General features: G+C 63.5%; 19 protein-coding genes. 12 read left to right on the top strand and 7 right to left on the bottom strand.

The window, feature by feature from the left end; genetic code table 11:
- Positions 1-9 precede the first annotated feature (9 nt).
- Genes AC5WEY_RS09960 through AC5WEY_RS09945 form a run of 4 tightly spaced genes read left to right on the top strand, consistent with a single transcriptional unit; the run spans position 10 to position 2,552 of the window.
- A complete protein-coding gene (locus tag AC5WEY_RS09960) occupies positions 10-366 on the top strand; it encodes an STAS domain-containing protein (protein ID WP_057476521.1) in 357 nt (118 codons plus the stop codon).
- Between the two features lie 31 nt (positions 367-397).
- A complete protein-coding gene (locus tag AC5WEY_RS09955) occupies positions 398-787 on the top strand; it encodes an STAS domain-containing protein (RefSeq protein WP_057476520.1) in 390 nt (129 codons plus the stop codon).
- A gap of 28 nt (positions 788-815) precedes the next feature.
- Positions 816-1,268, top strand: a complete 453-nt coding sequence (locus tag AC5WEY_RS09950) for an ATP-binding protein (RefSeq protein ID WP_495645787.1) — start codon at positions 816-818, stop codon at positions 1,266-1,268.
- Between the two features lie 15 nt (positions 1,269-1,283).
- Positions 1,284-2,552 (top strand): PP2C family protein-serine/threonine phosphatase, encoded by a 1,269-nt coding sequence (locus AC5WEY_RS09945; protein ID WP_495645786.1) that lies wholly within the window; start codon positions 1,284-1,286, stop codon positions 2,550-2,552.
- Between the two features lie 12 nt (positions 2,553-2,564).
- Here the strand turns inward: AC5WEY_RS09945 and AC5WEY_RS09940 are convergent, their stop codons facing one another.
- Entirely contained in the window at positions 2,565-3,809 is a 1,245-nt protein-coding gene (locus AC5WEY_RS09940) for a hypothetical protein (protein ID WP_495645785.1), read from the bottom strand.
- Positions 3,810-4,189: 380 nt separating this feature from the next.
- Between AC5WEY_RS09940 and AC5WEY_RS09935 the strand changes: the two genes are divergently transcribed.
- The 3 genes from AC5WEY_RS09935 (at position 4,190) to AC5WEY_RS09925 (ending at position 6,958) form a co-directional block, all read left to right on the top strand.
- On the top strand, positions 4,190-4,405 hold the full coding sequence (locus AC5WEY_RS09935) for a LuxR C-terminal-related transcriptional regulator (protein ID WP_495645784.1): 216 nt from the start codon (positions 4,190-4,192) through the stop codon (positions 4,403-4,405).
- A 76-nt stretch (positions 4,406-4,481) separates the two neighbouring features.
- Complete coding sequence (locus AC5WEY_RS09930) at positions 4,482-6,197, top strand: hypothetical protein (protein ID WP_495645783.1); 1,716 nt, start codon at positions 4,482-4,484, stop codon at positions 6,195-6,197.
- Positions 6,194-6,958, top strand: coding sequence for an alpha/beta fold hydrolase (locus tag AC5WEY_RS09925; RefSeq protein ID WP_495645782.1), 765 nt, complete (start codon positions 6,194-6,196; stop codon positions 6,956-6,958). The genes AC5WEY_RS09930 and AC5WEY_RS09925 overlap by 4 nt, the downstream gene beginning before the upstream one ends.
- On the opposite strand, the gene AC5WEY_RS09920 is transcribed toward AC5WEY_RS09925, so the two are convergent.
- Positions 6,946-7,893, bottom strand: coding sequence for an MBL fold metallo-hydrolase (locus AC5WEY_RS09920; protein WP_495645781.1), 948 nt, complete (start codon positions 7,891-7,893; stop codon positions 6,946-6,948). The genes AC5WEY_RS09925 and AC5WEY_RS09920 overlap by 13 nt on opposite strands.
- Positions 7,890-9,554 carry an FAD-binding dehydrogenase gene (locus tag AC5WEY_RS09915; RefSeq protein WP_495645780.1) on the bottom strand — a complete coding sequence of 555 codons (1,665 nt, stop codon included), beginning with the start codon at positions 9,552-9,554 and terminating at the stop codon, positions 7,890-7,892. The genes AC5WEY_RS09920 and AC5WEY_RS09915 overlap by 4 nt, the downstream gene beginning before the upstream one ends.
- A 149-nt stretch (positions 9,555-9,703) precedes the next feature.
- Between AC5WEY_RS09915 and AC5WEY_RS09910 the strand changes: the two genes are divergently transcribed.
- Positions 9,704-10,885, top strand: coding sequence for an RsbRD N-terminal domain-containing protein (locus AC5WEY_RS09910; protein WP_495645779.1), 1,182 nt, complete (start codon positions 9,704-9,706; stop codon positions 10,883-10,885).
- A gap of 81 nt (positions 10,886-10,966) precedes the next feature.
- Positions 10,967-11,719, top strand: a complete 753-nt coding sequence (locus AC5WEY_RS09905; protein WP_057476560.1) for an alpha/beta hydrolase family protein — start codon at positions 10,967-10,969, stop codon at positions 11,717-11,719.
- Between the two features lie 18 nt (positions 11,720-11,737).
- Here the strand turns inward: AC5WEY_RS09905 and AC5WEY_RS09900 are convergent, their stop codons facing one another.
- A complete protein-coding gene (locus AC5WEY_RS09900) occupies positions 11,738-12,637 on the bottom strand; it encodes a 3-hydroxyacyl-CoA dehydrogenase (RefSeq protein WP_495645778.1) in 900 nt (299 codons plus the stop codon).
- 160 nt (positions 12,638-12,797) lie between these two features.
- Here AC5WEY_RS09900 and AC5WEY_RS09895 point away from each other — a divergent pair, with 160 nt between their 5' ends.
- Positions 12,798-13,163, top strand: coding sequence for a DUF1330 domain-containing protein (locus AC5WEY_RS09895; protein ID WP_495645777.1), 366 nt, complete (start codon positions 12,798-12,800; stop codon positions 13,161-13,163).
- 41 nt (positions 13,164-13,204) lie between these two features.
- Here the strand turns inward: AC5WEY_RS09895 and AC5WEY_RS09890 are convergent, their stop codons facing one another.
- Positions 13,205-14,029 (bottom strand): dienelactone hydrolase family protein, encoded by an 825-nt coding sequence (locus AC5WEY_RS09890; protein WP_495646523.1) that lies wholly within the window; start codon positions 14,027-14,029, stop codon positions 13,205-13,207.
- A gap of 150 nt (positions 14,030-14,179) precedes the next feature.
- Between AC5WEY_RS09890 and AC5WEY_RS09885 the strand changes: the two genes are divergently transcribed.
- Complete coding sequence (locus AC5WEY_RS09885; RefSeq protein ID WP_495645776.1) at positions 14,180-15,034, top strand: SGNH/GDSL hydrolase family protein; 855 nt, start codon at positions 14,180-14,182, stop codon at positions 15,032-15,034.
- A gap of 4 nt (positions 15,035-15,038) precedes the next feature.
- On the opposite strand, the gene AC5WEY_RS09880 is transcribed toward AC5WEY_RS09885, so the two are convergent.
- Positions 15,039-15,425 (bottom strand): VOC family protein, encoded by a 387-nt coding sequence (locus tag AC5WEY_RS09880; RefSeq protein WP_495645775.1) that lies wholly within the window; start codon positions 15,423-15,425, stop codon positions 15,039-15,041.
- The gene (locus AC5WEY_RS09875) at positions 15,422-16,216 is read right to left on the bottom strand and encodes a MerR family transcriptional regulator (protein ID WP_495645774.1); all 795 of its coding nucleotides are present in this window, start codon (positions 16,214-16,216) and stop codon (positions 15,422-15,424) included. The genes AC5WEY_RS09880 and AC5WEY_RS09875 overlap by 4 nt, the downstream gene beginning before the upstream one ends.
- 77 nt (positions 16,217-16,293) lie before the next feature.
- On the opposite strand from AC5WEY_RS09875, the gene AC5WEY_RS09870 reads away from it, so the two are divergent.
- Positions 16,294-16,911 carry a TetR/AcrR family transcriptional regulator gene (locus AC5WEY_RS09870; protein ID WP_057476513.1) on the top strand — a complete coding sequence of 206 codons (618 nt, stop codon included), beginning with the start codon at positions 16,294-16,296 and terminating at the stop codon, positions 16,909-16,911.
- Positions 16,912-16,929 lie beyond the last annotated feature (18 nt).

Genomic DNA, 16,929 nt, shown 5'->3' with positions numbered 1-16,929 from the left:
GGTAACGACATGTTGACGAGCACTGCAACCATGGAACGGTCCCTTCGCGACGACGAAGGCGTATTCCGACTCGAGACGGTTCGCAACCACGGTGGTCACAGCACATTGCGCGTGTTCGGCGAACTGGACATGTCCACCCGGGCCGAATTCGTCCACAGTCTCGACCGCCTGGCGTCCACCAGCGAACAGGTCGTGGTGGACCTGTCCGAGGCGTCGTTCATGTACTCGGGTGTCGCGAACGCGATCATCGACGCGACATACGTACATCCCGGCAAGATCGCAGTCTTCGCACCTGCGCGATCGATGCGCATGGTTCTCGACGTACTCGGTGCCGGTGAGCTGTTGATCGACACTTTTCGGTCGTGAATCGCTCTCGATAACGGGTAACGTCGGAACCATGTCAGAGGAGCCGACCGGAGGGCCGTTCGAGATCGTGTCGGCTGCGCACGACTCGACGACCGTACTCACTGTTCGAGGAGAACTCGATCTCGACACCATCCCCGCACTGTCCGCCACAGCGTTCCCAGCAGCGGATACCGCCGACGGGGGCCTGGTCGTGGACTTGACCGACGTGAGTTTTCTGTCATCGAGCGCAATCACCGTGCTGGTGCGGGTCTGTGATCGACTGCCGGACGCCTCGCGCATGGCGTTGGTCGCAGTGAACGGAGTCGTCGTTCGACCGGTGCAGCTCAGCGGAATCGATCGCGTGATGGCCACCTTCACCACCGTTCCGGACGCGGTTGCGCACGTGCAATCGTCGGCTCACAACGGCGAGGTCGACCGATGACATCCAATAGCCGGCCGGAGCGAAGATCGTGACCGAAAGCACTTCGGCGTCCGTTCCTCTGCGTTGGAGCCACACAGCACAAGCTGAGCCCACGACGGCAAGCACGCTTCGACGGCGGTTGCAGCGCTGGGTTCTCGAACTAGGAGTGAACCGGGCTCTGGTCGACGACATCGTGCTCGGGGTCTACGAAGCCCTCGCCAACGTCGTCGAACACGCTTACCGCACGTCACCCGAGACCGGAACGATGACGATCACCGCGGCATACGATCACGAGACGCTCACCGTGACCGTCTCCGACACCGGAACGTGGCACCCCCCGACACCGACGACCACTCGCAGCCATGGCCTGCAACTGGCCGCCGCCGTGTCGGACGAGTTGTCGGTCGATCACCGCCCCGGACTCGGGACGGTGGTGACCGTCGTGTGGAGCAATCCGCTCGCCGCGGCAGGCCCCATCGGATCGTCCCATCGCGCGACCTGACCAGGAGGAGTGAACATGACCGCTTCGGCTGCCGAACTACTCGCCTCTGCGCCCTGCGGAGTGTTCTCGGTCGACGTCGCCAGCGGAAGAATTCTGTACGCGAACGTGGCCGCCTCTCGAATCACGGCCCGCAGTCGCGAATCCTTGGAAGGAACCCCGGTCGCAGATCTCTTCGGCACCGAGTTCGCGCCCGTGCTGGCCGGCCTGCTCGACGCGGCGTCCACGTCCGAGTCGGACGTGCCTATCGGGACTGCTGCGCATCTGACCGGCGCGCCGGGGCGAGCATCGTCCACCGCGGTGTCCGTGCTGGCCAACAGGCTTCGCTCGGAGTCGGGCGCGATGACCGTCACGATGACGCTGCACAACGAGACCGAACGCCGCGTTCGCGAACAGGATCTGGTCGACGCCCGTATCAATGCCGAGGCAGCTCAGGACGATGCCGAAGCAGCACTCGATCGATCCCAGGATGCGTTGGGAGAGTCGGAGCAAGCCCGGAAACTGGCCGAGGCCGAACGAACTCAAGTACAGATCTTGGCGTCGACGCTGCAGCGGACTCTGCTGCCACCGATCCTTTCCGCTCCCACCGGCATGAACGTAGCAGCTCACTATCACCCCGCGTCCCTCGACGAAGTCGGTGGTGATTTCTACGATGTGTTTCCCCTCGACAAAGACACGTGGGGCTTCTTTCTCGGTGACGTGAGCGGCAAGGGTGCCGGTGCCGCCGCCGTCACGTCCCTGACCCGGTACACCTTGCGGGCTGCCGCGGTGTTCGACCGCAACCCGATCGCGGTGCTGGAGAACCTCAACACCGTTCTGCACCACGAGTTTCACGGCGACGACCCAAGGTTCTGCACGGTGGTGTTCGGCACCATCACTCCGCAACCGAACGGCGCGATGGTGCACCTCGCGAGCGGCGGGCACCCACCTGCGATACGCGTAACCCATGACGCTGTAGTCGATTTCGTCGACACGACCGGCGGGCAGCTCGTCGGTGCCCTGTCCGAGCCGCACTTCGAGTCGGCATCGGTGACACTCCGAGCGGGTGACGTCATGGCTTTCTACACCGACGGCCTCACCGAAGCCATCGTGGGGCCCGGCCGAACTCGCTTCGACGACAACGGGAACCTCGAGACCTTCGTCGCCGAGATGGGGCCCACCACAGCTCCGAAGATCGTCGATGATCTCACCGCTCTGCTGGCGTCGTTCGGAGACGGACTTCAGGACGACGTGGCTCTGCTCGCGTTCGACGTCCCCCTTCCCGAGACGGACGCAGTCGAGGCGTAGCTTTCACAAAGTTCAACGCGACAGTATTCCGGACAGGAACACCTTGAGCACGTTGGCGGTGACTTCCTCAGGGGATTCTCCCGATCGTGTCAGCGATCTGATCACCACGTTGTTGGCGAGCATCGCAGCCAATTCGAGTGCAGACGCGTCGGTAGCGAAATCACCTCGGCGCTGCCCACTTTCGATGATCGGGGTGAGCGCTGACGGCACAGGAAGATGTTCCCTGATGGTGGTAACGGTACCGGGCGCGTGAATTTGCTCGAAACTCAGCGCAAGCAACATCCCCGAGCTCATGGCTCGGTTGCGCGTCACCATCTCGGCCAGACGATTGACCGAACGCCTCAGTGCGACAACGGGTTCGACTGCGAGCCGAGCGTCCGCGCGACCCAGCCGAAGAACACGCTCGAACTCGGGGGTGAGTGCGGCGACGATGATGTCGACCTTGCTCGGAAAGAGGCGTTTGAGATCGGTAACGGTCAGCGAAGAGGCCGACGCGATGTCTGCGAGAGTGACCGAGAAATATGCGTGTTCCGAGAACAACGACTCGGCAGCCGCAATGACATCGGATTCGATGTCATCGTGTGCAGGATCGACCGTGTCGAGCGCTCGGGGAGCATCGATCTGCTGCACGGTGCCCTGCCACCGATCCGAGTGCACCGGGTCGATGGCCCAGTCCAGCAGTGAATCGACGATCTCGGACACCCGTGCCGAAGAGATAGTTCCCGGGCTGACAGTTTCCCGAAAGGCGAGGCCGTCGAGCAGAGCGACGAAGACAGTGGACAGGTCGGCCACCGTCAGCGGCCTTTTCACCGAACCGCCGCGAGCGCGAAGCTTGTTCCGAACCGCGCGCTCCGCGGCGCGATCCATGGCATCGAATTCCGGTGCCAGCGACGATCGGGCCCCGGCATGATCGGAGGCGATCATGCCACCGATCATTCTTCTCCGCATCAACCCTGAAGTCAGGTGCTCGAAATAGTCCGCGAGCTCGGTGGAAGGCTGCTCGCCGGGCTCGTCGAGCGGCGAGTACTGCAACGACACATGTGCGAGTAGATCCTCCACGAACGCTTCCTTGCCGCCGCGTTCCCCGGCACGAGAGGAGCCGGGATACACGTTGTGAAAGGTCTGATGCGACAGTCCTGCCTCGTCCACGATCGCGGCAATGGACAACGATTTTGCCAGCACCGACATATCGAGATCGGCCAGCAAGCGCAAACCCGCCCCGAGCAGTTCTTCACGTGGTGTGGATTTCGAGCTCAACTACAGCCGCCTACGGATGTTCGATCTTATGGATTGACGACTATAGCAATACGCATGTCAGGCCGAACTTTATATGTTTGTAAAATGTGTTGGATATCGATATCCAATTAGGGGTCGATCCTCGAACACAATGGTGTTGTTTCATGTTTTGCGGCGTGGTCGGATGAGCCAAACACCCAAGACGACAACGGGGGTCGGTTGCCATGCGGAACACGAATACAGGTGCGACGACCACGACGCTCGACAGTGCGTCCGGTGCGCCGATGCACTCGTCACAGCGATTTGCGCCTCGTCGAAGCGCGTCGACGGTCCGCTCCCGAACCACCGCAAACCCCGGCACCGAGAGGCCTCGGGTGCCGGCAGAGTTCGCTGATCCAGGTTTGACCACGCGCGAAATCGCGGTCCTTGGTGCCTGGTTGCGTTGCGACTCCAAACAAGAAGTGTGCGCGGTCCTGCATATCGCGCTGGGTACGGTCAACACTCATCTGTCCCGCATTCGCGCGAAGTATGCCGGGGTCGGTCGGGCCGCGCCCACCAAAGCGTCGCTGGTGGCGAGAGCGCTGCAGGACGGCCTGGTCACCCTCGACGACCTGTGACCGATAGCGACCCCCGGCGCTCGGTTCGGTGCTAGGTTCCCAGACGCACGTCGATCTCGTTCCGATGGTGGGGGCCATGACAAATCTTGCGGAATATGTGCTGCGCTCGTTCGTGGGTCCAACCGTGTGCGCTGCACTGGTCGTATCGGTGGCTGTGACGGTTCCGTCGTCCGTCGCTGCCGAGTCGATGACGGGCCGCACCGAACGCAGGATCGAGTCTTCGTCACCCGTCACCGGTGTCGTGGCGACGGTCGTCGGTCTGGACGCACCGCTCCCGGCCGACTTCGGCCCACGCCCGGCGGAATGCGATCGACTCTCGTATCTGCGATACCGCGCTGCGGACGGTCCCGAGGATTCTGCAGACGCCGACCGAGTGCTGGTAGCGCAACCCGGGATTTTCGAGGGTGCGGGTGCCTTCGAGTCGGTTGCCCGCAACACCGTCGCCGCAGCCGACGCCGAGGGCAGACACATCGAGTTCTGGGCTCTCGACCGTCGCTCGAACTGCCTGGAGGATCACACCGGCACGCAGGCTGCACTCACCGCGAACGACCTCGACGTCGCGACCGACTACTACTTCGGTGGGGGCACCGCCGACGGCCGCACCTTCGCCGGATACGCAGACGGTGCCGGCACCGCATGGTTGAAAGACCAAGGGTTGGTGCAGACCATGCGCGACCAATACGACGTGCTTCGTCTCGAGTTTCCCGACCAGGCCGTTCGCAAGCAGAAGGTGCTCTGCGGCGGACATTCACTGGGCGGGTTTCTGACCGGCTACTTCGCGAACTGGGATTTCGACGGCAACCCGGCGACCACCGACGACATCGGATACAACCAGTGCTCAGGGTATTTCGCCCTGGACACCGTGATCAAGGCCGGTCCACCGAATCCCATCAGGAACTTCGAGATTCCCGAGGTTCCGCCCTCACTCGCCGGCTCACTCGAGGCTGCGTCGGGCGCGCTGACAGACGTGTATCCCGTCACGCGGCTCCCGGCCGTCATCAATCCGGAGACCACGAATCTCCTGGCGATGGCGGGGCTTGCCGCTCGATTGAACCCGACCGGAATCAACGACATCGTGGACCGACTTCCGCACAGCCTCAATTTCGACGCGACACTACGAACCTTGCTGTCGAAGGACCCGCTGATGGCCGCCACCGGTCGACCCGACGTCCGGACGTTGTACGCGACCAACGACGCAGTTGTCGGCGCTCTGCTCGACGACAATTCTCAGCCACTCGGGTTTCTGCAGACGAGCGTCGGCTTCATCGGCGGCGGCCCCGTTCAGGACAAGTACTTCCCGATGCCCAACCAAGTGATCGCCACGATTCCGTTCCTCGGCCAGCTCTTCGGCAGCGACCGCAAGGCGGCACCGACGAGCTATGGAGATCCGTCCGTCGTTTACACCTGGCAGGACTACGACGAGATGACCCCGAACGACTACACCGATCCGTCGAAGGAGGTCACCTCCATCTCGCAGATCGCGCGGAGCCTGAGCGAACCACCCCTGGACTTCACCGAGTGGTACTTCCCGACGGCAATCACCACCGATCTGGGACAACCGACCTCGCCGTCGATTGCCGCCCACTACCTCTACCGCGACGGCGTGAGCCGCAACCCCGTACTGACCCTGCAAGGCGACGGTGGCCTGGATCTGGGTGCGTCCGACAGCCCGAACGACGTTCCGATCACGCTGCACGGATACAACCATCTCGACGTTCTGACGGCGGCGCAGAAGCAGAACGACGGTTTACCGGAGCAAGTCTCGACTCGCCTGGCAGAGTTCAGCCGATGAGGACAAGGCCGGCCTTGATGTTGCTGCATGGCGTCACCATGTCGGGAGCTGCGTGGGACGACGTCGTACCGTTGCTGGCCGAACGGTTCGACGTCATTGCTCCCACCGCGGCCGGTCATCGTGGCGGCCCGACGCTCGCCGGCGCAGCCACCATTGCCGCCGTCACCGATGCTGCAGAACGCGAACTCGACTCGCGCGGACTCGATGCAGTACACATCGCCGGAAATTCGATGGGCGGATGGATGGCCGTCGAGCTGGCGAGACGGGGACGCGCGCGCTCGGTCTGTGCATTCTCACCTGCAGGACTGTGGAAGAAGGACGAAAAGCCGGGCGCCAGTCGAGCCACCTTGATCCGTACCAAGAAATTGGCCGACGCGACTCGTCACCTCGCCCCAGCGCTGATGAAGTTCGGGCTTGCTCGCCGAATTACAATGCGCGACATCGCAGTTAACGGAGACCGCATGACGCCGCAACAGGCGGTTCGATCGTTTCGAGATCTCGTCGGGTGCGACGCAGCGTACGAATTATTGAACACCCGTGAAAGCATGGAGCCACTGCTCGAACTGCCCTGCCCGATCACCGTTTCCTGGGCGGCTCACGATCGCATCTTTCCGCCGGCCGAGTTCGTCCCCATTGCCCGAGAGCGCCTGCCTCGCGCCCGGTTCGTCACCGCACCGGTCGTCGGCCATGTTCCGATGATCGACGACCCGGCTCTGTGTGCGCGGTTGATCGTCGAGTCGATCGAGGATCAGACGGACTGACGCACCCCTCGGGCCCACGGGTCGCCGCGTCGCCACAGAGTCGGTAGCTCGACGACAATTCCGTCTCTTCGCGCACAGTCGTTCAGCACGGCGATCGAGGTAGTCATATCGTCGAAGGCGTACGGGAGTGCATGCAGGGGCTTGTGCACAGGTCGAAAGAAGTTGTCCCAGTGCGTCAGAACCACCCGTCGGGCTCCGACCGCCGAAACCGTCTCGCGCCAGTACTGCTCGATGAACGCGCGCGATTGCCGGCCGAGTTGGCCTATCGACAGGTAGGCCACGTCGGCGTGGCTTCCGTCGAGCATGCCGACCCGGAAACCTGCGCTGCTGTGGACGAGTGCGGTCCGGCCACTGGGCTTGTGTTCAATCAGCATCGACCACGCCTCGCCGCACCGATATTCGCGCACTCGTGCGGGCTGGCTCAGTGGTCGCTCGATCTCCCCGTGCGCCCGATCCGGATGAGAGTGCACGGATTCGACGAAGGTGACGGCGAAATTTCCATGCTCGGTCGTTCTACCGTTCTCCACCACCACGATTCGGTCGTCGGGTAGGTCCGAACCCCGCCCGATGAAACCGGTCGAGGAACCGCCGACCAGAACCGCCCCGGTCATCCGAGCCACCGCTGCTGAATCGAGTGCGTGATCGAAATGCGAATGGGCACACAGCACAGCGTCGAGCGAGGTGATTCCTGCTCTGCGCAAGGCAGCGTCGATGCGTTGCATGTTCGAACGAAGCGGTAAGACAAGGGTTTTCGTCAGCGACGGGCGCGAGAAGAACCCATCGGTGAGAATTGCGGATTCGCCGTCGTCGAACAAGACCGTGCTGACACCGAGAAAGGACACCGTCACCGGCGAGCGTGGACCGGCCGAAGCGGTGGTGGCAATCTCCGACGGGCCCGGCAGTGGGGGCCGACCGAGGCGTCGGAACACCGTCACGCCTGCGCCGCGAGCGCACGTCCGGCCTGGCGGCCCCCGAAAATGCATCCGCCCAGGAACGTTCCCTCCAGCGAGCGATAACCGTGCACTCCACCACCGCCGAATCCGGCGATCTCGCCTGCCGCCCACAGCCCCTCGATCGCGCGACCCTCGCCGTCGAGAACCCGTCCCTGAAGGTCGGTTTGGATTCCACCCAGCGTCTTTCGGGTGATGATGTTCAATCGCACTGCAATCAACGGCCCCGATTTGGGATCGAGAATCTTGTGCAGCGACGCAGTACGCGCGATGCGCTCCCCGCGCGAACGACGGGAATTGTGGATCGCGGACACCTGAAGGTCCTTGGTGAACGGGTTGTCGACCTCACGGTCGCGAGCCTCGATCTGCCGCTGCAAGTCGGCCACGTCGATAAGGTCCTCGCCGGAGACCCTGTTCATTCCCTGCACGAGTTCACCGAGGGTATCGGCGACAACGAAATCCTCCCCGTTCTTCTTGAACGCCTCGACCGGTGCACTGGCTCCTGGCAATACTCGGCCGAGTACGAGCTTGAGGTTCTTGCCGGTGATGTCGGGATTCTGCTCCGATCCCGACAACGCGAATTCCTTCTCGATGATCTTCTGGGTGAGGACGAACCACGAGTACTCGAACCCGCTGTCCTGGATGGCTTTCAACGTTCCGAGGGTGTCGAAGCCCGGAAAATTGGGAGCCTGGAAGCGCCGACCACGCGCATCGAACCACATCGACGACGGTCCTGGAATGATCCTGATTCCATGGTTCTTCCAGATCGGGTCCCAGTTCTTGATGCCCTCGGTGTAGTGCCACATCCTGTCCTTGTTGACCAGACGGCCACCGACCTTCTCGGTGATACCGAGCATGCGTCCGTCCACGTGTTCGGGGACTCCCGAGATCAAAGATTTCGGAGCCGTTCCCAGACGAGCCGGCCAATTCTCTCGCACCAGATCGTGATTCGCTCCGATGCCACCTGCAGTGACGAGCACCGCACCGGCGCGCAACTCGAACTCTCCTACCTCGACGCGAGTACTGCCCGCACCGCGCTCCGCTGCGCTGGGCTCGAGAACTGCGCCGCGCACACCCTCGACCACCCCTGCGCTGACGACGAACTCGTCGACGCGATGACGAAAACCGAAGCGCACCAGCCCTTTGTCGGCAGCCTCGCGGACGCGACGCTCGAACGGTGCGACGACCCCCGGCCCGGTGCCCCAGGTCAGGTGGAAGCGCGGAACCGAGTTCCCGTGGCCGTCGGCGAGGTATCCGCCGCGTTCGGCCCAGCCGACGATAGGAACCCACCGCACTCCCTGGGCGTGTAGCCAGGACCGCTTCTCCCCTGCCGCGAAATCGAGGTAGGCCCGCGCCCACCGGTGACCCCAGTAATCCTCGCCGGCGGGGTCGTCGATACCGCGGTCGAATGTCGCGGTGCCGAGCCAGTCCTGCCAGGCCAGTTCGGCCGAATCTTTGATACCCATGCGTCGCTGTTCCGGAGTGTCGACCATGAACAGGCCTCCGAGTGACCAGAACGCCTGTCCGCCCAGATTCTGCTCGGGCTCCTGGTCGAGAAGGAGCACACGCTTTCCGGCGTCGGCCAGTTCGGCGGTTGCCACCAATCCGGCCAAACCCGCACCCACCACGATCACGTCTGCGTCCATTGCCCCACTCTTCTACTCGCCCCGGCTGTCCCCCTCGACTGTGCTGCCGCCGGCGTCGGAACTCAAGGAAATCGACCCGAATGCGTATAGAATTTGTCAGGTGCTGACAAAGAGCGGGTCGTAGACCGATGTACCCGGCGCGAGTCGCCGTGGTTGCGAAGATCGAATCGGAGCTGGGCCCCGTCGTCAGCTCCGCAGTTCACGCGATTCGTGAGGCGATCCCGGTCTATCGTTCACTGCACGGTGCACAGTTGGCCGATGTCGAGGCCATCGCGTATTGGTCTCTGAGGCGTTTGATGGCCTTGTGGGCACACGGCGATCGGACGATCGACGACCGTGACCACAAGAGATTCCGAGCAATAGGTTCCGCGCGCGCCGCAGACGGTCGGCCATTGGCCGATGTGCTGCGCGCGTATCGAGTCGCGTCGAGCGTGTTCGTTCGGCACGTCACAACCGAGTATCTGGATGTACTCGACCCACCGGACATCGCCGAACTCGGCCTCGGCGTGCTCGACGCCATCGATGCCATCTCCGAGGAGATCATCGGCGCGTACGTCGTTGCGCGCGAACAGCTCACATCCAACCGTGCGCAGGCGCACGCCGCGTTGCTCGACGACTTGCTGGCTGCCAGACACAACTCACCCGGGACGGTGTCGGACCGTACTCGCGAACTCGACCTGAAGCTGCCCACACACCCGAACCTGCTCGTGGTGCAATCTGCCGATCCGGGTCGGCCCATGTCCGACGACACCGTCGAATCGCTTGTTCTCGCAGTAGGACTCGTTCCACCGGACCGCACCGCGACGTCCGGTCAGCGGAGCCACCTGGTTACTCGGCACGAGCATCGCGCGATCGTGCTGCTGCCACCATCGATCCACCGCACCGAGGCCGACCTCGCGTGTCGAGATCTGCGGCTGCGTGGATGCTTGGTGGAAAAATCGACCATTGCCGGTATCAGTAGTTCGTGGCGACTCGCCTCGGAAGCGCTCGACACCGCACCGGATCACGCGTTCGACGACCGCGCATTGCTCGATCACGGCGACGGGCAACTACTGGCACTGTTGACAGCGCGCCCCACAGCCAATACGAACGAGGTGGTGCGTAGCGTGCTCGGTCCGCTGACCGAGGCGGCGAACGAACATATTCTGCAAGGCCTTTCGGCCTTCATCTCCACCGGGACAGCGACGGCCGCTGCCACCCGTCTGCAGGTGCACCCGCAGACGTTGCGCTATCGGTTGCGGCGGGCTCAGCAATTGACCGGTCGGGATCCGCGTTCGGCGTGGCATCGACTGGCACTGGACACCGCGATCCAACTACGCCAACTCGGTTGACCCGGCTCGGTGACCAGCGTTCTCCGGTTGCGCCAATTCCAGCCGGAGACTCGCCGATCAAGTCCCATTAGGATGACCGGTATGTCGGAACAGGTCACCTTTCCCAGCGCTACCGGACCAACCCTGGCCGGCGTGGTCGATGTTCCCGAGGGTGAGGCGCGAGGGTGGGGCGTATTCGCTCACGGTTTCACGCTGGGCAAGGACTGCCCGGCGGCGAACCGAATGTGCAAGCAGCTCGCGGCCGACGGCATCGGAATGCTTCGCTTCGACAATCTCGGTCTGGGTCACTCCGAGGGCGACTGGGGCGACGGTTCGTTCTCGAACAAGGTGCACGACACCGTCAAGGCCGTCGAGTTCATGAACGCGACCGGTCGTGAGGTGAAGTTGCTCGTCGGCCATTCCTTCGGCGGCTCGGCGGCCATTGCTGCGGCGCACGACTGTCCGACGGTCGAAGCAGTCGCCATCGTCGCCGCCCCGTTTCAGCCCGCGCACGTCGAGCACAACTACGACGCACTCATCCACCGGATCCAGGAGGAGGGCGAAGCGCCGTTCCACGCCGGCGGCAAAGCGCTCACCCTCAAACGACAGTTCGTCGACGACGTCCGCAAAGCAGACCTGCGCGAGCGCATCACCACCCTGCGACGACCGCTACTCGTCATGCACTCCCCCACCGACAACACGGTAGGGATCGACAACGCCAGCGAGATCTTCCAGGCCGCCCGCCACCCCCGGAGCTTCGTTTCGCTCGAGGGGGCCAATCACCTTCTCACCGGCAAGAATCAAGCAGCTCGTGCCGGTCGAATCATCAGCGCCTGGGCAGATCCGTACCTCTGACAGGCGGGGTCGAGCGATTCAGTTGATGTTCCACGACTCGACTGCTTCGAGTCGCTGGCCGTCGGAGTCGTACGTGTAGAAGCCTTCCCCGTCCCCGAGACCGGTCTTTCCCGCGTCGATACCTTTTTGCAGTATGTCGGCGAACTTGACCTGATCCTCGCCACCGTGTGCCCGCGCGATGTGTGCTGCGACGTTGAAGCCGACAGTGTCGTATATCTGGAACGGACCGGCGGGTGCCCCGGTGGCTATGCGCCACACGTTGTCGATGTCTGCGGGATTGGCAACCCCGCCGACGTACAGGTTGGCTCCTGCCTGCAGCAGCGGTATCAAAAGGCTGTTCAGCACGTATCCCGGAATTTCCTTTCGGACCGGAACGGGAACGAGACCGATCTCCGAAGCAAAGTTCAATACGACATCGAAGTAGGCAGGATCCGTTGCAGCAGTAGCCATCACCTCACCGGTGTTGTACCGCCACACGAGATTGGCGAAGTGCAATGCAAGAAACTTTTCCGGCCGCCCGGTGGCCTCGGCGAAACTGCTGGGTAGTAGCGACGACGAGTTGGTCACGAAGATAGTTTCCGGCGGAGCGGACGCGCCGATATCCGACCAGACCTTCTTCTTCAGGTCGAGATCCTCCGGGACTGCTTCGATCACCAGGTCGGCGTCCGAAACGGCCTCGGCGACGCTGGTGGTGGTCGTGATGGATTCGATGGCCTCGTCGAATCGCGCCTCGTCGAAAGTCTTCAGGTCACGCTTGTAGTATCCGCGCATCCATTCCCAGCGATCCGGCAGCTTGGCAAGTAGTTCGTCGGAAATGTCGTATCCCACAACGGTTTTTCCGTGGTAGGCAGCCTGCATCATGATCTGCGAACCGAGCACTCCGGTTCCGAATACGGTCACGTTCTGAACATCGGTCATGGACGACACACTTCCTGTGATGGAGTCACTTGCTTCCCGCTCTCCAAGTTCTACCGCTGAGCGCAGAGCCACCGTCTCGTGGGGTCGAACAGTGGATCGACTCGACCGGCGACCAGCGCTTTACACTCCACAGGATCGACGGCTCACGCATACTCGAACGATGGCTGTCGATCCCCGCGGAAGAGACCTGAAGCGCTACCTCGAACAAGATCCCGGCGGTCCGGTGGTGATGCTCAACCTGCTTCGGTTCGCCGAGGGCGGTCGCGACTCCTACGCGGAATACGCGAAAGCACTGGACGAGACTTTCCTCCCCCGCTACGGCGCGACGGTGCTGTACGCGGGCGACGGTTCGACCGCACTTGCCGCCGAGGACGGGCAGGCCTGGGATGCTGTGCTCCTGGTCCGGTACCCGTCACGCAAGGCGTTCAGCGAGATGGTGGCCGATCCCGAATATCAGATTGTGACGGCATTACGGACCGCCGCGTTGAAAGAGGCGGTTCTGCAGGCCACGATTCCGTGGTCGTGAATTCGAACTTCGGCTTCGCATCGTGTTCGCACCGCGGGGCCTCACGACGTTGCGAGCAACTTACTGCGGAACAGGTCGAGTATCTGGTCCAAAGCCTGCCGGGTCGGCTGACCCGGCTCGTCGATGAGTCCTTCGGTGACGACGGAGTGTGGCGGCCCGAATGCTTCCGGATTGAACGCGGAATCAGGCAATTCCACCGACACGAATGCGTCGCCGAGTTGTTCCCTCAGAAACTCGAACCGTGCAGGTGGACACATCTTGTCGCCCTGAAACCGCATACCGAGAACAGTGAGTTCTCCGGCAGCACAACGGCTTTTCACCTTCGAAAGGTCGCCTGCACTGATGTCGATGGAACGACTGCGTGACGTCGATGCCGCGAACGGAAGAGACGGTTGCGACAGCACCGGTGCGATCAATCGGTCGTCGGCGGCCATTGCGAGGGCGAACCCGCCCGTGAAGCACATTCCGATGGCACCGACGCCCGGTCCGCCGCACCGCTGGTGTTCCTCGGCCGCGAGGGCCCGCAGCCACACGACGATCCGCGATGACTTGCCGGTGGCCAGGATTGTGAATTCTCGACTGATGCAGGCCGGCACCATGGCGCGCGACATGGTGGCAACGGTGCCGAGCACTCCCAAGGGCGCGGTCAGCGGGTCCTTCCCGTCGACGCCGAATAGATGCGGAACGATTGCGGTGCATCCGATTCCGGCGACAGTACGTGCGAAGTCCGCCACTTTCGGCGTGATGCCCGGCATTTCGGACATCACGATGACCGCAGGCCCGGTGCCGATGCGATAGACAGGTGCCGCGCGCCCGTCCGCGGTGAACTCGGTTCGCTCGAAATCTGCCAGAGTGTCATCGGCCATCTGAGTACGTCCTTGCGCGAGGGAGTCGACCGCGTCGGGCAGACGCATGTGAGCAACGCTAGATCATCGAATCGGCTTTCGCCCTGGGTCTGAACTACGCAGCAGCAGCGGTACGATCTCGGGCAACATCCGGCCATCAGGGGGTCTGTAGTGCGCAGTGGGACGAAGCGGTTCGGGCTCGGTGTCGTTGCGGTTGTCGTGCTCGCGCTGGCGAGCCCTCCCACCGCCGCAGCATCCCCGATCGAGCACGTCAACCTGGGCGACAGCTTCAGCGCAGGAAGCGGAGTGCTTTCGCTCGCGCCGAGCACTCCCCTTCGGTGTCTGCAATCCGAGCAGAATTTCGCGCACATCGTGGCCCGTCAGCAGGGTTACAGTCTCACCGACATCAGCTGTGGCGGCGCAGCGACCGATGACTTCTACGCCCCGCAGTTCGAGGGCGCGCGAGCGCAGTTCGACGCGTTGTCGCCCTCCACCGACGTGGTGACCGTGATGATCGGCGGGAACGACAGCAGCGTGTTCTCGGGAGCGATCGCCGCGTGTGTGAGCGCTTTGGCGACCCATGCCGGCGCGTTCGCTCCGTGCACGCAGCAGAACGGCAGCACCTTCGACGACAAAATTCTCGACAGCACACTGCCGGCCGTTCGACAGGCATTGCGAGACATACACACTCGCGTACCCGAGGCGAAGGTGATCATCGTCGGCTATCCATGGCTGATCCCCGCCTCGAGCACGTGCGCGCCGCAGGTCCCCGTTGCGCTCGGCGACGTTCCGTATTTGCGCAACCTCCAGGCCGCGCTGAACGATGCCATCCGCCAGGCTGCAGTGGACACCGACACGACGTTCGTCGACATGTCCGTGGCGTCGGAGGGGCACGATGCATGCCAACCCGTCGGAGTGCGGTGGGTCGAACCACTGCTGTTCGCAAGTCAGTTCGTGCCGCTGCACCCCAATGCCCTCGGGGAGGCCGCCATCGCGGCCGCGGTGACCGAGGCGCTGGCGTCCTGAGTCACTACGCGATCGGCTGATTCAGAAACCAGCGGTGTCCGAACGGGTCGACGAACACCGCGACCCGGCCTGCCGGCGGGCTGTCCTCGGGACCTCGCACCATCGCGACCCCTGTCGCGGTGACCCTCGCCGCCGTTGCATCGACGTCATCGACGGCGAGGTGAAGTGACACGGCACAGCCACGATCGGGATCCGGAGCGGCGACACCGGCGGAGTCGAACTCGTCGGACATCATCCATCGGCCGTCACCGACGGCCAACTCGCAGTGACCGATTCGGCCGTCGTCCATCACGATCGGCTCGAAGGTGATCTCCGCTCCCAAAGCAGCGGTATACCACTCGATCGCAGCGCGGCAGTCCGATACGCAGAGGTAGGGAGTCACGGCGTTCATGACGCCACCGGTTCCGCGATCGGAGTCTGGAACGACCACAGATGTCCCTCCGGATCGCGCACGCTGTATTCACGGACGCCGTAGGGCATATCGGTGGGCGGGTAGTCGATGGCTGCCCCGGTTGCCGCCACGCGGGCATGGTGGGCATCGACGTCGTCGACGAGGATAGCCAACGATGCGGTGACCGAGCCGGTGGTCAGTGGCGACACCATGCGATGTTCGGGGGCCTCGCGGTGCAACCAGACCACACCGTCACCGGCGTGCACCTCGCCGTGGACTGCGCGGTCGCCGTCGTATTCGATCTGTCCGGGAGCCAGTCCCAGCACGTCCACGAGGTAGGTATGGGCAGCTGCGATGTCGCGGTAGACCAACAACGTGGTGCGGCGAGTGACTGTGGGCTCGTCGGTCGACAATCCGGACAGCAAGTCCAGTAAGGCGTCGTCGCTCGGGCGAGCACCGTGGAGAAGTCGGTCCTCCACGGCCCGAACGCGCTCACGGACGCGGGCGAGTTCGGCCATCCGGTGATCCAGATCGGCCAGATGCTGCCGTGTCAGGTGTTGGAGGTCCACTGCCTCCGGATCGACGTCTGCAAGCGGAGTGCCCAATTCGCGAAGCAGCCGAATCCGGTAGAGGCGGTCGAGGTCGCCTCCGTCGTACCGACGCCTGCCACCTCCGTCCCGGGTGGGGGCCAACAACCCCAGCTCTTCGTAGTAGCGCAACGTGCGCTCGGTGAGGCCGGTTCTACGGGCCACGTCGCCGATGCCCCAGGTGGTCGAAGCCGTGCTGTTCATGGAGGCAACGGTAGAACCTGACGCCACGTCAGGAGCAAACTCTCGGCCCGCGACGTCGAGCCCTCTACGGTTAGCGCATGACCGCGACCCACAACTGGCGAACCTACGAGGGCTCGAACCTCTCCCCAGCTCTGGCGTCGGCGCTGAACATGTTCGTCGAGCAGGGGTACCACGGCACGTCGGTCCGGCAGATCGCCGCCGGTGCCGGGCTGTCGGTTCCCGGCCTCTACCACCACTTTCCATCGAAGCAGGACCTGCTGGTCGGCATCATGGACGCATCGATGGACGAACTGTTGTACCGAACTCGAGCGGCCGAGGACGGAGCAGGCGCGGCACCCAGCGACCGATTCGACGCAGTCGTGGAGTCCTTGCTGCTGTTCCACATTCACCGGCGCGACGCCGCCTTCGTCTGCTCGACGGAGATCCGCAGTCTCGACGCAGCGAATCGCGCCGCGTACATCGCCAAGCGGGACGAAGAGCAACGCCTGCTCGACGTGATCGTTGCCGACGGAGTCGAATCCGGGGTCTTCGATACCCCACACCCGGCGGACGCCAGCCGTGCCGTCACCACCATGTGCGTCGGCCTCGCCACCTGGTATCGCTCCGACGGACCGATGACACCGAGCGAAGTGGTCGCCGTGTATCTCGATATCGCCCGACGGACGGTCGGTGCCGTGACCGGGATACTCGAGTAGGGGCTGAGGCGGGTTCCT

This window comes from Rhodococcoides sp. S146-33, assembly GCF_059489205.1.
This window is presented reverse-complemented; position numbering and strand designations above follow the sequence as displayed.

Excerpts from the sequence above, each read along its gene's own strand:
- AC5WEY_RS09955 (WP_057476520.1), top strand. The coding sequence starts at position 398 with ATGTCAGAGGAGCCGACCGGAGGGCCGTTCGAGATCGTGTCGGCTGCG.
- AC5WEY_RS09880 (WP_495645775.1), bottom strand. The coding sequence starts at position 15,425 with ATGAACGCCGTGACTCCCTACCTCTGCGTATCGGACTGCCGCGCTGCG.
- AC5WEY_RS09900 (WP_495645778.1), bottom strand. The coding sequence starts at position 12,637 with ATGACCGATGTTCAGAACGTGACCGTATTCGGAACCGGAGTGCTCGGT.
- AC5WEY_RS09905 (WP_057476560.1), top strand. The coding sequence starts at position 10,967 with ATGTCGGAACAGGTCACCTTTCCCAGCGCTACCGGACCAACCCTGGCC.
- AC5WEY_RS09870 (WP_057476513.1), top strand. The coding sequence starts at position 16,294 with ATGACCGCGACCCACAACTGGCGAACCTACGAGGGCTCGAACCTCTCC.
- AC5WEY_RS09890 (WP_495646523.1), bottom strand. The coding sequence starts at position 14,029 with ATGGCCGATGACACTCTGGCAGATTTCGAGCGAACCGAGTTCACCGCG.
- AC5WEY_RS09895 (WP_495645777.1), top strand. The coding sequence starts at position 12,798 with ATGGCTGTCGATCCCCGCGGAAGAGACCTGAAGCGCTACCTCGAACAA.
- AC5WEY_RS09915 (WP_495645780.1), bottom strand. The coding sequence starts at position 9,554 with ATGGACGCAGACGTGATCGTGGTGGGTGCGGGTTTGGCCGGATTGGTG.
- AC5WEY_RS09960 (WP_057476521.1), top strand. The coding sequence starts at position 10 with ATGTTGACGAGCACTGCAACCATGGAACGGTCCCTTCGCGACGACGAA.
- AC5WEY_RS09945 (WP_495645786.1), top strand. The coding sequence starts at position 1,284 with ATGACCGCTTCGGCTGCCGAACTACTCGCCTCTGCGCCCTGCGGAGTG.
- AC5WEY_RS09875 (WP_495645774.1), bottom strand. The coding sequence starts at position 16,216 with ATGAACAGCACGGCTTCGACCACCTGGGGCATCGGCGACGTGGCCCGT.
- AC5WEY_RS09930 (WP_495645783.1), top strand. The coding sequence starts at position 4,482 with ATGACAAATCTTGCGGAATATGTGCTGCGCTCGTTCGTGGGTCCAACC.
- AC5WEY_RS09925 (WP_495645782.1), top strand. The coding sequence starts at position 6,194 with ATGAGGACAAGGCCGGCCTTGATGTTGCTGCATGGCGTCACCATGTCG.